The organism is Meridianimarinicoccus aquatilis (assembly GCF_004358675.1).
GTDB lineage: Bacteria > Pseudomonadota > Alphaproteobacteria > Rhodobacterales > Rhodobacteraceae > Meridianimarinicoccus > Meridianimarinicoccus aquatilis.
This window is the reverse complement of sequence record NZ_SMZO01000073.1, coordinates 1-14,299: the sequence shown is the minus strand read 5'-3', so window position 1 is coordinate 14,299 and position 14,299 is coordinate 1. Positions and strand designations below refer to the sequence as shown.

General features: G+C 58.1%; 12 protein-coding genes. 8 read left to right on the top strand and 4 right to left on the bottom strand.

Annotated elements, in window-relative coordinates; genetic code table 11:
• The first annotated feature begins 100 nt into the window (after positions 1-100).
• The 4 genes from tnpA to E2L05_RS18555 all read left to right on the top strand — a co-directional run bounded on the left by tnpA (position 101) and on the right by E2L05_RS18555 (position 2,965).
• Positions 101-469: an IS66-like element accessory protein TnpA gene (gene tnpA / locus E2L05_RS18570; protein WP_133342751.1), complete on the top strand. Its 369-nt coding sequence runs from the start codon at positions 101-103 to the stop codon at positions 467-469.
• A complete protein-coding gene (gene tnpB / locus E2L05_RS18565) occupies positions 466-813 on the top strand; it encodes an IS66 family insertion sequence element accessory protein TnpB (protein WP_208016246.1) in 348 nt (115 codons plus the stop codon). Before tnpA ends, tnpB begins: the two co-directional genes overlap by 4 nt.
• Before the next feature lie 62 nt (positions 814-875).
• A complete protein-coding gene (gene tnpC, locus E2L05_RS18560) occupies positions 876-2,474 on the top strand; it encodes an IS66 family transposase (RefSeq protein ID WP_133342750.1) in 1,599 nt (532 codons plus the stop codon).
• Positions 2,453-2,965 carry a DUF3047 domain-containing protein gene (locus E2L05_RS18555; RefSeq protein ID WP_133344344.1) on the top strand — a complete coding sequence of 171 codons (513 nt, stop codon included), beginning with the start codon at positions 2,453-2,455 and terminating at the stop codon, positions 2,963-2,965. The genes tnpC and E2L05_RS18555 overlap by 22 nt, the downstream gene beginning before the upstream one ends.
• Positions 2,966-2,970: 5 nt before the next feature.
• Here E2L05_RS18555 and E2L05_RS18550 read toward each other — a convergent pair whose 3' ends face one another.
• Genes E2L05_RS18550 through E2L05_RS18540 form a run of 3 tightly spaced genes read right to left on the bottom strand, consistent with a single transcriptional unit; the run spans position 2,971 to position 6,399 of the window.
• A complete protein-coding gene (locus tag E2L05_RS18550) occupies positions 2,971-5,085 on the bottom strand; it encodes a protein-disulfide reductase DsbD family protein (RefSeq protein ID WP_133344342.1) in 2,115 nt (704 codons plus the stop codon).
• Positions 5,086-5,101: 16 nt separating this feature from the next.
• Positions 5,102-5,557: a rhodanese-like domain-containing protein gene (locus tag E2L05_RS18545; protein WP_133344340.1), complete on the bottom strand. Its 456-nt coding sequence runs from the start codon at positions 5,555-5,557 to the stop codon at positions 5,102-5,104.
• Between the two features lie 59 nt (positions 5,558-5,616).
• Positions 5,617-6,399, bottom strand: a complete 783-nt coding sequence (locus E2L05_RS18540) for a DsbA family protein (RefSeq protein ID WP_133344338.1) — start codon at positions 6,397-6,399, stop codon at positions 5,617-5,619.
• A 604-nt stretch (positions 6,400-7,003) separates the two neighbouring features.
• On the opposite strand from E2L05_RS18540, the gene E2L05_RS18530 reads away from it, so the two are divergent.
• The 4 genes from E2L05_RS18530 (at position 7,004) to E2L05_RS18515 (ending at position 13,535) form a co-directional block, all read left to right on the top strand.
• Positions 7,004-9,427 carry an efflux RND transporter periplasmic adaptor subunit gene (locus E2L05_RS18530; RefSeq protein ID WP_133344334.1) on the top strand — a complete coding sequence of 808 codons (2,424 nt, stop codon included), beginning with the start codon at positions 7,004-7,006 and terminating at the stop codon, positions 9,425-9,427.
• Positions 9,424-12,606, top strand: a complete 3,183-nt coding sequence (locus tag E2L05_RS18525) for an efflux RND transporter permease subunit (RefSeq protein WP_133344332.1) — start codon at positions 9,424-9,426, stop codon at positions 12,604-12,606. Before E2L05_RS18530 ends, E2L05_RS18525 begins: the two co-directional genes overlap by 4 nt.
• 33 nt (positions 12,607-12,639) lie before the next feature.
• Positions 12,640-12,981 carry a copper-binding protein gene (locus E2L05_RS18520; RefSeq protein ID WP_133344330.1) on the top strand — a complete coding sequence of 114 codons (342 nt, stop codon included), beginning with the start codon at positions 12,640-12,642 and terminating at the stop codon, positions 12,979-12,981.
• Positions 12,982-13,082: 101 nt separating this feature from the next.
• On the top strand, positions 13,083-13,535 hold the full coding sequence (locus tag E2L05_RS18515) for a disulfide bond formation protein B (protein WP_133344328.1): 453 nt from the start codon (positions 13,083-13,085) through the stop codon (positions 13,533-13,535).
• Here the strand turns inward: E2L05_RS18515 and E2L05_RS18510 are convergent.
• Positions 13,523-14,280, bottom strand: a protein-coding gene (locus E2L05_RS18510; RefSeq protein WP_133342084.1) for an IS5 family transposase whose coding sequence is annotated in 2 segments (ribosomal slippage) — positions 13,523-13,959 and positions 13,959-14,280 — 759 coding nt in all. Because the reading frame shifts where the segments join, the coding sequence is not laid out codon by codon here. The genes E2L05_RS18515 and E2L05_RS18510 overlap by 13 nt on opposite strands.
• Between the last annotated feature and the right edge of the window lie 19 nt (positions 14,281-14,299).

Below are 14,299 nucleotides of genomic sequence, written 5' to 3'. Positions count from 1 at the left end.
CGTAACCGCCCGATTGGCACCGCCTGCCTAATTTTGGCGTGATGGTTTAAGATACGTGCATAGCGACGTCGTTAGTGACGTGTCTTATGCGGAGGGTGTCATGCGGGGCGAGGTCCTTGGTTTTGAGCGGCGGCGGCGCTGGAATGATGATGACAAGTTGGCGATTGTTTCATCCGTCGGCATTGACGGGGCGACGGTCACGCATGTTGCGCATAGGCACGATGTGACGCGCCAGCAGATTTACCGATGGCGGCATGAGCTTAAGAAGAAGGGGCTTTGGCCCACCGGCGAGGGCGCAGTTTTTCTACCAATTGATTTCCATGTTGCAGACGTAGTGTCATCAGCCTCGGAGCCCACACCGCCGTCTGCGGTGGAGCTTTCCTTGAACAATGGACGTTGCTTGCGATTTGATACTGGCGTGGAAGCAGCCGCGCTGACGCGATTGATCCGGGCGGTGGAAGCCGCGTGATCGGTCCGGGAACCGGGGTTCGGGTTTATCTGGCCTGTGGGGTGACGGATATGAGGAAGGGCATCGCGGGCCTTTCGATCTTGGCGCAGGACGTGTTGCGCCAGAAGCCAGCAAGTGGCGCGGTGTTTGCCTTTCGTGGACGACGGGGTGATCGGTTAAAGCTGCTGTACTGGGATGGTCAGGGCTTTTGTCTTTACTACAAGGTTCTGGAGCGGGGGCGGTTTCCATGGCCAAGCGCCCAGGATGGGGCTGTGCGGATGACCTCGGCGCAACTGGCGATGCTGTGGGAGGGGATCGATTGGCGTAGGCCAGATTGGGGTGCGCCACCGGCCCGCGTTGGTTGATTTATCTATCTGATATTGCTTATTTATATAGTGTTTTACTGTAAGTTTTGGTAATTTGCGCCATGCTGATTGATACTGAAAACCTGCCAGATGACCCCGTTCGTTTGAAGGCGATGATTGCGACTTTGCAGGCGGAGAATGCCAAGATATCGGCGACACTGCGGGCCCATGATCAATTGGTACAGGCCTTGCGGCTGCGGATCGCAAAGCTGCAGAAACAGGCGTTTGGTGCAAGCTCGGAAAAGATCGAGCGCGAGATTGAACAGCTTGAGTTGGCGCTGGAAGACCTACTGGTCGCGGTCGCTGAGGCGGAAGACGCACCGCTTGATGAAGATGAGGCTGACGCACCATCTTCTGCTGCATCCGAGCCGGTTGAGAATAAACCCCGCCGTCGCCCGCGTGTCTCGGACACGACCCCGCGTGAGCGCCGCGAGCTTGATCCCGGTGCCGCGTGCCCCGATTGCGGCGGTGATCTGCGGATCGTTGGTGAGGATGTCAGTGAACTGCTCGATATGATCACAGCGCAGCTCAAGGTGATCGAGATTGCCCGCATCAAGAAGTCCTGCCGCCGCTGCGAAAAGATGGTGCAGGTGCCCGCACCCAGCCGCCCGATCCCGGGCAGCATGGCGGGGCCCAATCTACTGGCGCATGTTTTGGTCTCGAAATTTGACGATCATCTTCCGCTTTACCGACAGAACGAAATCTTCGCGCGTATGGGGGCTGACATTCCAGACAGTACGCTGGTCGATTGGTGTGGGCGCGCGATGCAGGTTCTCCGGCCCATCATTGAGCGGGTCGAGGCGCATATCATGGCAAGTGATCTGCTGCATACAGATGACACGCCAATCCGGGTGCTGGACCGTGCGCGACGCGATAAGGGGTTGGGTAAAGGCGTGAAACAGGGCCGTATCTGGGCCTATGTCCGTGATCAGCGACCATGGGCGGGCACAGCGCCGCCGGGGGCGGTTTATTACTTTGCCCCTGACCGAAAAGGCGAACATGTCCGCCAGCACCTGCAAAACAGTAGCGGTATCTTGCAGGCAGACGCCTATGCCGGGTTCAATGCGCTGTATGAGAAAGGCCCTGACGGCAACAGTCAGTTCAAGGAGGCCGCCTGTTGGGCGCATCTGCGTCGCGACTTCCATGATGTATGGGCGTCGGACAAGTCACAGATCGCTCGTGAGGCCCTCGACAGGATAGGGAAGCTCTATGACATCGAGCGCGAAATCGCAGGTCAATCAGCTGATACGCGCCTTGCAGCACGCCAAAAGCTGAGCAAACCGAAGGTTGAGGCCTTCAAACTCTGGGCCGAACAACAGCTGACGCGGATCCCCGGCAAGAGCGATCTGGCGAAAGCCTTTCGTTATGGTCTGAGCCGTTGGCCGTCGTTCTGTTTGTTCCTTGAGGATGGTCGCGTGGCTATCGATAATAACGCGGCAGAACGTGCCATGCGCCCGATCGGGATTGGGCGCAAAAACTGGCTCTTTGCGGGTGCTGACACCGGGGCGGAAACTTTGGCGCGTGCGATGACGATCATCGAAACCGCAAAGCTGAACGCCATCGATCCACAAGCCTACCTTGCCGACGTCCTCGACCGCATCCACGATCACAAAATCAACCGGATCGACGAACTGATGCCTTGGAACTGGGGGTCAGCCTAAACCGTGGTATCAATCGGGCGGTTACGCTCTGGCGCCCCGTTGAGGACCTCAATCGTTCGGCTGAGTTCGCGCGTTGGGTCTGGCGAGTCCATGAGGGTGTCCGACCGACTGATCTTACGATCAAAGGTGGTGACGACAGAAATCTGGCGATCTACTTCGTGTTCGTCGATCCGGACAGGGTGGACGCTCTGAGCGGAAAGAGCGCGCGGCGCATTCTTCAAGAGGACAGCGCACGCGCCCTGATCTACGTGTGGGGCGGTGCGCACCCGACCAATGCGATATTGCCCAGCCCCTATTCGCCCCGGTTGCGCAGCAAAGTCCTGCGCCCTTCAGAGATCGGGCAGTATCGTGAGCAGGTCGATCTCGCATCAGATCATCGCACTGCGTTCGGGATCGAGCCGGGTGCCCTGATTGGATTGGCCGTGTCGGCCGACAGCGATGATAACAAGGGCAGAATCGTTGCGTCGATTTCAGATATTCAGCTCGATTAAGCGCGTTACTCCGACGCAACACTTCGAACAGACGCTGTGTCGAGAGCGTCAAGAACTGCCTGTGGCGTCAAAATTTCTGGGAGAGCGATGCCGGAAGGCGACCCTGGCCCGAAGACGATATTGAACGGAATGCCGTAGCGGTCATATCGCTCGAGAAACCGCGCGATGTTGTCATCCGAGCGGGTCCAATCCGCCTGCATGGCGATCACGGAACCGCCGCGCAACCGCGCACGCACTGGATCCCTGTCAAGCACGAGAGACTTGTTGGCTTTGCAGGTCAGACACCAATCCGCGGTCACATCGACGAACACCGTCTCGCCTTCAGAGACGCGGCGCGCGATGCTCGGGGGTTCGAAATCCTGCCAGTGGGACGTCGCATCAACCCCTGCTGTGGTGCGGTCAGGGGTTGAGGTGAGACCTACCCCGAAAATCGCCAGAAAAACACAGACGCTGAGAGTAGCACGCCGCAGCCATCGGTTTGCTTGTGGGATTGATGCGGCGACGATGAGCGCAGCTGTGAGTGCCGAGATGAAGGCAGCTGCCCGCCCACCCGCCACGCCGACAAGAACGAACAAGAGCCATGCGGCTGTTGCCAGCAACAGACCGCCAAGAAGGATCCTGACCAGAAGCATCCATCGCCCGGGCCGGGGCAGTCGCGTGACCAACTCGGGACGTGCGGCAATGACGAGGTAGGGGAGGGCCAGTCCAAGACCGAGCGCCGTGAATATCACTATCACGTCCAGTGATGTACCCGCGAGCGCAAAGGTGATCGCGGTGCCGAGGAACGGGGCGGAACACGGCGTAGCGAGGATGGCCGCAAACAGTCCGGTGCCAAAGTCTGAGATATACCCGGCTCTGGCATTGCTGGCACCCAGGCGGTCTTGAAGGGCCGCGGGCAGGGTTATCTCGAATGCACCGAAGAGATTGGCGGCAAAGACGGCGATGACCATGAACATCAGAGTCACGAAGACCGGATTTTGGAATTGTATACCCCAGCCGACGGATACTCCGATCCATTGAAGAAACACTAAGGCAGCCGCAAGCGCCCAGACAAATGTCAGTACCCCCAAGGCTGAAAACAGGAATCCGTTGCGCGTCATCTGCCGGGTTTGACCGGTTGCCTTCAAAACGGATGTGAGCTTGATCGATAGAACGGGTAACACGCAGGGCATGGCATTCAGGATCAGACCACCAAGAAAGGCGATGGCGGCCACCGCCACGACCTTCAGCACACTCGTTCGAGGGTTCGCGCTTGAAAACGGTGGGGCAGGGGGATCTGAGGTAAGCGTGATCGGCGCCGTGATTGCACGTGCGGTGTCTGTGATCGTCACCGAAGGCTCTGCATGCTCTTCGGTCCAGGCGTTGATCGGTATTTTTGCCCAGAGTTCCGTTCTATCGCGATCCAATCGGATATCTGGTTTGCCAAAGGTCACAAGGGGTCCGAATTCCGGGAACACGTCGACCTCATCGAACGGTGCGTCGCTCGTTGCCACAACGATGAGAGCCGAGTCGCGCGTATCTAGGGCCGTGACCGAGATCCTGATATCGCTGTTCTCGGGTACTGCGGGAACGCGATCGGCGTAAGTAGCAATCTGGCGAGCCGGGTTTGTATCGATCCCGACGCCTTGTGGCAGGGCGAGTGACAGTTCGAAGTCATGGGGCACACAGACAGTCGAACATGTCAGCAAGGACACGCGGGCACGCAGTTCCAGAGGCTGGCCGGCGTCCTCAAGTCTCGCGCGGATCGGCAAAACAACCTGACCTGAATAGCCGAAGTTCTCGATCCCGAAGGCCTCGAACCGTTCCGGCGCGGGCCAGAGGAGCTCGGCGGATTTCAGATTGGTTGAACCCGACCAGTTGATCTTGGGTGCCAAGCCAACCTCGCCTGGCGTACGCCAGTATCCCTTCCAGCCGTCGCCGTACTCCAAGGCCAATCCAAGGGAAACGGAGGCGGCATCCGGCGCAATCCCGTCTTCGGCCGAGATCAGACGCGCCGAGACCGCAGGATTTGAAAAAGTCTCGGATTCCGCGGCATGGGCAGCATCGAAGACGAGGATGCTTACGCAACCCAAAACAATCGACAGCAACCCAGCCCAGAATTGAGAAACCGCTCCCTTCATGGACGCGGACCCACGATCAACGGAGAACGTCCGGCAGATTGGCCAAGGCCGCCTCCAGATCCATCACAGGCAAACCCCGTGCGATCCAGCCTGGCCCTTTCAGTGATCCCAACATGCCTTCTGAGACATCGATGAAGCCCGGGTATCCCGCTCGATTTAGAGTGCTCATGAGACGGCCACTCCGCCCTCCGGTGGCACAGATCAAGGCGATTGGTTTTTCGCCGGACAGATCGCGTGCAGCGAACAACCTCTGCTCAAACCTCGGTTCATGCATGCTGATCGGCCAGGCGTCTTTCGCCACAGTTGTCTCCATCCACTCAACGCGTGAACGAATATCAATCAGGGAAATCTCGCCCTGCGCCAACGCGGTCGAGGCTTCGACGGCTGACCAGACTATGCGCGTGGCGGCCGTCACAGAATAGGGGACCATGACCAACGCAGAAGCTAGTAGGATGAAGTGCCGTCTATCCATTCCGTCGCCAATCTCGATAGAAGAGTAAGGCGGAGAGAACTGCAGACAGCATAGGTTTGTCAGGCCGACACACAGGCAACGTCCCAGCCCTCCTCGCGCTCAAGGTCAATGATCCTTCGTATCATCCTGTCGCTGACCTGACCTTGGACAACTGTACGACCGATGACGAGGGCAGGCGTGCCAACAAAGGCAAAAACCTGCGCGAGAGCCGCGCTATTTTCCAGCTCGCGCGCGACTTCGGGGCTCTCCATGTCGGCGACCAATTGTTCGCCATCAACGCCCAGATCTTCAGAGAGACGGGCAAGGTATTCCGGTGTGGCTTGAAATGGCGAGGTCATCAAACGTTCCTGGAATGCGACATAGGCACCTTGACGCTTGGCGGCCAAGGCCGCCTTTGCTGCCAGATTAGAGCTGTCGCCCAGCAGAGGAAGCTCGTGCCATGCTATTGCAACCTGATCTGGCATTTTGCTTGTCATATCGGCGAAGCTCTTGGTTTGTACTCTGCAAAAAGGACAATAATAGTCAGAAAATGACGCCAAAGGGATACGTGCATTGCTCATGTCGAGGTCTCCGTAGAGAGCGCCGCAAATATCTGCTGAGACTCGCTCGATAGCCGCAGCCTTCCGTGCTGCCACACCCATACTGTCCGGACTGTCCAAGCCGACGAACGCGTCAAACGATCCGGATGTCTCACCGGCGATAAATCTCCGGAAGCCTTTCGGACGATCGAGTGCTTCAAGTTCAAGTTTTTCCGGCAGCAAAGAGGGCACGGTTCGAAGCGCCGCATAGCCTGCAATGACCGCACCGATCGTCAAGAGTGTTGATCGTTTCTTGGAATCCATCTGACGCCTGATCTGATTATGCCACCGTTGGTGTCGTACTGGCACAACTTGGAAAAGGTCAACTTTACAAAATGATACAATCATTCAGCCCCGCTTCAATTGCTGCAACTTCTGAAGAGCGCTATTTCACGCTTATGTTTTGGAATGCGTTCTCTTTCCTGCGATCGGCATGTCTTGCCTTTGTGTGTCTGACGATCACCGTCGTCGGAACGCAGGCAATGCCGTTTGAAGGAGAGATGAGCAGCGCGGAGTGCGGTCCGCAAATCCCCGCTGTCGCTTCTGCGGGAGAAGTGCCCAACCACGTCCACGCGCACCACCCCGAAAACAATGGCGAGCGGCAAACGGAGGCTCACGCAGGACACGGCGACGGGTGCCACACCGGTCTTTGCTGTGTCATGGACTACCAGCAACATCTGGATCATCGGTCTGAAGAAACCGCGTTTACGGCACCAAAACCGGCCGCATTCTCCAGGGCTCATGTATCCCGTGAGCCCCTCGTGCCCGATCGCCCACCCCGACACTCCTGACATTTCGGTGCCCGCATATGCGGGCTGTTTGACCAATCGATCGCTGCATCCAATGCAGCCGTCAGGAGACGATGTTTATGCGTGGAAGATACGCGGCACTTTCAGTTCTTGCCTTGGCGGCCGGCCTTGGCGGTGGGGTTTACGTTGAACGGTTGTACCTGAATCCAGCGATGCAAGGCGGATCTGAAGGCCCCGAGATTCTCTATTGGGTTGCGCCCATGGACCCAAATTTCCGTCAACCAGGGCCCGGCAAGTCGCCCATGGGGATGGATCTTATTGCCGTCTATGCCGGACAGGAGCCATCTGGTGATCCTGCCGAGGTCACACTGAACGCGGCCGAAATCAACGCAATCGGCGTACGCACGGCGGTCGCCCGCATGAGTGAAGTGCAACCTCGGATCGAGACTGTTGGTTTCGTGGGCTATGACGAGCATCTAACCAGTCATGTGCATACTCGGGTAGAAGGCTGGGTTGAAAAGCTTAATGTCCGAGCCGTCGGAGATCGCGTTGCAGGGGAGCAGGTTCTTTTCGAGCTCTTTTCTCCACTCATCGCAGCCGCGACGGGTGATCTTGTTCGCGCTGTCGAGGCTGGTGACCCCCGCATTCTGGATGCGGCGCGCAACAAGCTGATGAGCCAAGGTATGTCCGCCCGCCAGATTGCCGAGATTGAGGCGGGCGGCGAATTGGTTCGCAACATCGAGATCGAAGCACCACAGAACGGCGTGGTCATCGCCCTGAATGCGGCCGATGGCATGTATCTGCAACCTGGAACGCTTGCCTTCTCCGTCGCTGATTTGTCGAAGGTCTGGCTCATTGTAGATGTCTTTGAACGTGATATTGCCCGGCTGTCTGAGGATATGCGGGCCATCGCTCGGTTCGAACACTTGCCTGGGCGCGTGTTTGAAGGCGACATCGACTACATTTACCCCGAACTCGATCCCCAAACACGAACGCTTCCTGTTCGACTGAGGTTTGACAATTCCGATGGCGTGCTCCGCCCCGGAATGTTCGGAAGTGTCAGTCTCACGCCCAACGAAAGCCGTACAGTCCTGACAGTGCCATCTGAGGCCGTAATACGGACAGGGTCGGCTGAGCGCGTCATCCTAAAAACAGGGGAGGGGACGTTCCGACCGAGATTGGTGACTGCCGGTCTCCGGGACAGTTTCGGAGAAGGCGGGCGGACAGAAATTCTTCAGGGCCTGGGTCCGGGTGAAGAGGTCGTTGCCTCCGCACAGTTCCTGATCGACAGCGAAAGCGCTTTGAGCGCAGGCTTCACGCGCATGGCGCCAACGGATGCCGACCCGGCGCGGGGCAGCGGTGTTCTCGTTGCTCTCGATCCTCAGAGTCGGGTGGCAACCGTGCAGCATGACGCCCTGGAAAACCTGGACTGGCCAGCGATGACATCCGACTTCCCGGTGAGAGCCGATGTTCCCCTGGATCGGCTAAAGGAGGGGGAGGCAGTCGCGTTTCTCGTGGCCCGTGGCGCAGATGGACTCCTGAGCCTCACCGAACTTGCGCCAGATGATGGAATTGCTGGTACCGGCACTGGGATTGCACGCGCGGTGACGTCGGATGGCAAGCTAACGCTGGAGCATGGCCCGATCCCAGAGCTTGGCTGGCCCGCAATGACGATGGACCTGCCGGTGTTGGGGGTTGATCTTGAGGCCGTGCCCCTCGATGCGCCGATCGAATTCGATCTCACGGCAGGTGATGGCGGCCTTTTCTCCGTAGTCGCGGTCCGCGCCGAGGGCACCGATCCCGAAGAGGTGGAAGCGGCTGAAACAAATGCCGCAGCGCCGATCATGGTGTCCGGCACCATCGACGACCTGGATCTGAATTCCGGAACCGCAACGATCACCCACGGGCCCATGGCTGAGATCGGAATGCCAGGCATGACCATGGATTTCCCCATCGATCCGGGCTTGGACATGGCATCGCTGAAAACCGGCGTCCAAATGACCCTCACATTTGCACGGCCGGATGGCTTGAACATGATCTTGTCTGATGTCGAGCTTGAGGCAGCTGCGGCACCGCCCATCGTGGTCTCAGGCACGATCGATAGTGTCGATACAGACGCCTCAAAGGCCACGATCACCCATGGACCGATGTCCGATATCGGCATGCCTGGCATGACCATGGCCTTTGATATTGATCCGTCACTCGACGCTGCCGCTTTGATGACAGATGTGGAGATGGTGCTCACTTTCGCGCGCCCGGACGGCATGAATATGGTGCTGGCGGTGGCCGAACCTGTGGCACCGCCAATGCAGGTTTCAGGTCAAATCAACTCCATCGATGCTCAATCACGGACGGCGAACATCACCCATGGGCCGTTGACCGATATCGGCATGCCCGGAATGACAATGGATTTTCCCTTGGCTGAGGAGCTTGAGATTTCCCAACTCACAGTGGGAACGGACGTCACGCTCATCCTGCGGCGCAACCCGGATTTCTCGATGACATTGATCGATGTTGTCCGTGACGGGAGGGTTCCCCAGTGATCCCGGCGATCATCCGCGCCTCGCTGGCAAATAGGTTTGTTATTCTGGTCCTTGCCGTCATGATGGGTGTCGCAGGCATCTGGGCCATCCGCGAGACACCGGTCGATGCGATACCGGACCTGTCCGATGTGCAGGTGATCGTCCGCACCCCTTATCCGGGGCAGGCGCCGCAAGTGGTCGAAAACCAGATCACCTATCCGCTCGCCACATCGTTGCTGGCGGTACCTGGCGCACAGGATGTACGCGGCTTTTCCTTCTTTGGTGACAGTTTTGTCTATGTCGTTTTCGAAGATGGCACGGACCTGTATTGGGCAAGATCCCGCGTCCTCGAATATCTTGGGCAGATCACAGGGAGCCTGCCGGACGGAGTGTCCCCTCAGCTTGGCCCGGATGCCACCGGGGTCGGATGGATCTACCAATATGCGTTGATCGACAGAACCGGCACACACGATCTCGCGCAACTGAGAACGCTGCAGGACTGGTTTCTGAAATACGAACTGCAGGCTGTCGACGGTGTGTCTGAAGTCGCAACGATTGGCGGCATGGTCAAACAGTATCAGGTCGTTGTCGATCCGAACAAATTGCGGGCCTACGATATCACACTGACACAACTCAGGAACGCGATACAGGCGGCCAATCGAGAGACCGGCGGAAGCGTGATCGAGATGGGCGAAGCAGAATTCATGATCCGCTCGTCCGGATACATCGATGAGCTTTCTGATCTATCCAGCGCCCCCCTAATGATCAACGAGCGTGGAGCTGCTCTGACCCTCGGCGACGTTGCTGACATTCGTCTAGGACCGGAATTGCGCCGTGGCGTCGGAGAGTTTGACGGGCAGGGCGATGCCGTTGGCGGCGTGGTCATCATGCGATGGGGTGGCAATGCCCTTGCGACCATCAAAGCGGTGGAGGCCCGCATCGAAGAGTTGCGGCCAAACCTGCCGGATGGTGTCGAGATTATCACGACCTATGACCGGTCCGGCGTGATCGAACGCGCAATCGACAATCTCAAGAAGAAGCTGACGCAGGAATTCATTGTCGTCGTCCTCGTCTGTGCTGCCTTTCTGCTGCATCTGCGCTCATCACTGGTGATCCTGCTGTCGTTGCCCCTCGGCATCTTCGCTGCCTTCATTCTGATGAAAGCGCAGGGCGTGAATGCGAACATCATGTCGCTTGGTGGCATCGCGATTGCCATTGGAGCCATGGTCGATGCGTCGATCGTGATGATCGAGGCGATGCACAGGCGGCTGGAGAAGGAAAAGCTGACCGCAGAAAACAGGTGGAGGATCGTGCAGGAATGCGCCTCTGAGGTCGGTCCGGCCCTCTTTTACTCCTTGGCAATCATCACGGTCAGCTTTCTGCCTGTCTTTGTGCTGGAAAATCAGGAGGGCAGGCTTTTTGCCCCGCTGGCCTATACAAAGACCTACGCGATGGCCGCCGCCGCGATCCTATCGATCACACTGGTTCCGGTCTTGATGGGTTACTTTGTCCGGGGCCGGATTTTGCCCGAGCGCAAAAACCCACTGAACCGATTGGTGGTCTTGCTGTATCGTCCTTTTCTGGACGCAGCCATCGCTTGGCCGTGGGCGACAACCTTGCTTGCCGGTGCCCTCGTGGCTTCAATGTGGTATCCCTACCAACGGCTCGGGTCCGAGTTTATGCCCGAGCTGAATGAGGGCGACTTCCTCTATATGCCAAGCTTCTACCCGGGCGTGTCGATCGGTAAGGCGCGCGAGGTCTTGCAGCAGACCAATCGCCTGATCGCTACAATCCCAGAGGTTGAAACTGTGCACGGCAAAGTGGGGCGCGCAGAGACAGCGACCGATCCTGCACCACTTACGATGGTGGAAACCACGATCCAACTCAAACCAGAAGCTGAGTGGCGCCCTGGCATGACCATGGAAAAAATTCGCAATGAGCTTGATCGGACTGTGCAGATCCCCGGCGTGACCAATGTCTGGATCCAGCCGATCAAGAACCGGATTGACATGCTTGCCACCGGAATACGAACGCCGGTTGGTGTCAAGATCTCGGGTGCTGATCTGAACGTCATCACAGACATCGGGATCGAAGTGGAACGGGCCGTGTCGGATATCGAGGGCACTGCCTCCGCCTATGCGGAGCGCCCGGTAGGCGGGCGCTTCATAGAAATCGACGTCAAGCGCGACGCCGCAGCGCGATACATGATGAGTGTGCGGGATGTTCAGGATGTGGTGCAAACCGCCATCGGTGGGATGCAGGTATCGGAATCCGTTGAAGGGCTGGAGCGCTTTCCGATTAACCTGCGCTATCCGCAGGCGTGGCGCGATAGCCCCGAACGCCTCGAAAACTTGCCCGTTGTCACCCCATCGGGGGCTCATGTGCCGCTGACCGCCTTGGCCGATGTTCGAATTGTGGATGGTCCGGGCATGATCCGATCAGAGAACGCGCGGCGCACGGGGTTCGTGTTTATCGATATCGCAGGACGAGACCTCGGCGGATATGTCGCCGAGGCGCAGAGGGTCGTGGCCGATCAGGTGCGCCTGCCGCCCGGATATTCTCTGACATGGTCCGGGCAGTATGAGTACATCGAGCGGATGCAGGACCGGCTGGCGATCGTCGCCCCCGCCACGCTTATGATCATCACGCTGATGTTGTTCATGGCGTTCAATAGGGTGATCGAAGTTGGCATCATTCTCGCCGCGCTTCCTGTCGCGTTGGCAGGCGGTGTCTGGTTTCTGTGGTATCTCAGCTTCGACATTTCGATCGCCGTCCTCGTCGGCTTCATTGCCCTGGCCGGCGTGGCCGTCGAAACGGCCATCGTCATGCTGCTCTATCTCAATCTCGCATGGGAGAAACGACGCAAGCTCAGGCAGTCGGAAAGCCGTAAGCTCACTCGCGACGATATCGAAGAGGTCGTTTTCGAAGGAGCTGTTCTTCGGGTGAGACCCAAAGTCATGACAGTCGCCACCATCTTCGCGGCTCTGATCCCGATCATGTATGGAACAGGCACCGGCTCGGAGATCATGCAACGCATCGCTGCACCGATGATCGGCGGCATGGTGACAGCGACCCTGCTGACGCTTTTCGTCATTCCTTCCATATTCGTGATTTGGAAACGGCTCGCGCTGAAACGCGTAAACCGCGAAATCACGTCCCCAATTCAGCAGCCCGTCGATGCAGCACTGCCTGCCGAATAATTGAACCCACAAACCTCAAGAATGGAGCTTCTCATGAAGATACTGACTGCAAGTCTCGCACTTCTGACCCTGTCCGCGACAGGGGCTATCGCGCAAATGAACCACAATATGGATCATTCGAACATGCCGATGTCCGCCGAAAAAATGGAGGGCGCGGTTCACGCGAAGGCCGTGATCAATTCAATCGGCGACGGCACTGCAAATGTGAGCCATGACCCGATTCCCGAGATCGGCTGGCCTGCAATGACGATGGATATGACGGTTCTTGAAAACGCGCAGATGATGGGAGAGGTGACCGATGGTGACGAGGTGACCCTGATGCTCGTCAAGGGCGAGGATGGCATGTACGCAATCGGGGCCATAATGCCGAACTGATCACGAATGCGCAGTTGCCGATAAATCGGCAACTGCGGCGCGTGCTTGGAGAGGTACACCGAATTCGACCGCCGAGCTGCGTGTAGGCGAAAGGAAAGTGAATGCTGCTGTCTTCGAAACAACTTGGTTTGATCGCTGCCGGCGGATCGGCCGTTCTTTTGCTGGCTGCCTTCTTGTTTCAGGCAGCGGGCTACGCACCATGCGCGATGTGCATTTGGCAGCGATACCCTCACGCGATCGCCATCGCTATTGGCGTGCTTCTCTTGGTTGGTTTGCCCATCTTACTGCTACTGATGGCAGGCGCTGTCGCTGCGTCCGTGACAGCAGGCATCGGGATGTTTCATACCGGCGTCGAACGGGGTTGGTGGGAAGGTCCGACATCTTGCACAGGCTCTGGTCTTGATATGTCGAACTTGTCAGCTGCCGACCTTCTGCCCTCTGCATCATCCGCACCATCAGCCCTGGTCATGTGCGACGAAGTCGCCTGGGAGTTCCTCAGCCTGTCTATGGCGAGTTGGAACGCCGTGCTTAGGGTCGGGATTCATAACCAATAGATGACGAGAGCAGCGAGTGTGATGGCCGAGAGGAACACCTTGGGGCATCGGTCATAGCGGGTCGCGACACGCCGCCAATCCTTCAACCTGCCGAACATGATCTCGATCCGGTTGCGCCTCTTGTAGCGGCGCTTGTCGTACTTTACCGGTTTCTTCCGCTGCTTCCGTCCCGGGATGCAGGCGCGTATCCCTCTGTTTTTTAACGCTTCTCTGAACCAATCGGCATCATATCCTCGGTCTCCCAGCAGCCACCCCACCTTTGGCAAACTGCCGACCAGGGCGCGGGCACCGATGTAATCGCTGACCTGTCCTGCCGTGACGAAGAGGTGGAGCGGTCGGCCCTGGCTGTCGCAGACGGCGTGCAGCTTCGTGTTCATGCCGCCTTTGGTTCGACCGATCAGGCGTCCACGCCCCCCTTTTTCACGCCCATGCTGGTCGCTGTTCGGTGGGCTTTGAGATACGTCGCGTCGATCATGACGGTCTTCTTTTCGCCGTGTTCGGCAGCCAGACCTGCCATCATTCGGGCGAAGATACCCTTGTCACTCCACCGCTTCCAACGGTTGTACAGCGTCTTGTGTGGGCCATAGGCCGACGGGGCGTCCCGCCATCGCAACCCATTGCGATTGATGAAAATGATCCCACTCAACACACGTCGGTCATCAACGCGGGGCTTGCCGTGGGACTTCGGAAAGAAGGGTTCAAGACGCGCCATCTGCGCGTCCGTAAGCCAGAAAAGATCAGACATGTTCACCGCTCGTTTTCGA

What these genes read in the sequence shown, in the direction of transcription:
- tnpA (WP_133342751.1), top strand. Translation starts at nt 101, where the DNA reads ATGCGGGGCGAGGTCCTTGGTTTTGAGCGGCGGCGGCGCTGGAATGAT.
- tnpC (WP_133342750.1), top strand. Translation starts at nt 876, where the DNA reads ATGCTGATTGATACTGAAAACCTGCCAGATGACCCCGTTCGTTTGAAG.
- E2L05_RS18550 (WP_133344342.1), bottom strand. Translation starts at nt 5,085, where the DNA reads ATGAAGGGAGCGGTTTCTCAATTCTGGGCTGGGTTGCTGTCGATTGTT.
- E2L05_RS18545 (WP_133344340.1), bottom strand. Translation starts at nt 5,557, where the DNA reads ATGGATAGACGGCACTTCATCCTACTAGCTTCTGCGTTGGTCATGGTC.
- E2L05_RS18540 (WP_133344338.1), bottom strand. Translation starts at nt 6,399, where the DNA reads ATGGATTCCAAGAAACGATCAACACTCTTGACGATCGGTGCGGTCATT.
- E2L05_RS18530 (WP_133344334.1), top strand. Translation starts at nt 7,004, where the DNA reads ATGCGTGGAAGATACGCGGCACTTTCAGTTCTTGCCTTGGCGGCCGGC.
- E2L05_RS18520 (WP_133344330.1), top strand. Translation starts at nt 12,640, where the DNA reads ATGAAGATACTGACTGCAAGTCTCGCACTTCTGACCCTGTCCGCGACA.
- E2L05_RS18515 (WP_133344328.1), top strand. Translation starts at nt 13,083, where the DNA reads ATGCTGCTGTCTTCGAAACAACTTGGTTTGATCGCTGCCGGCGGATCG.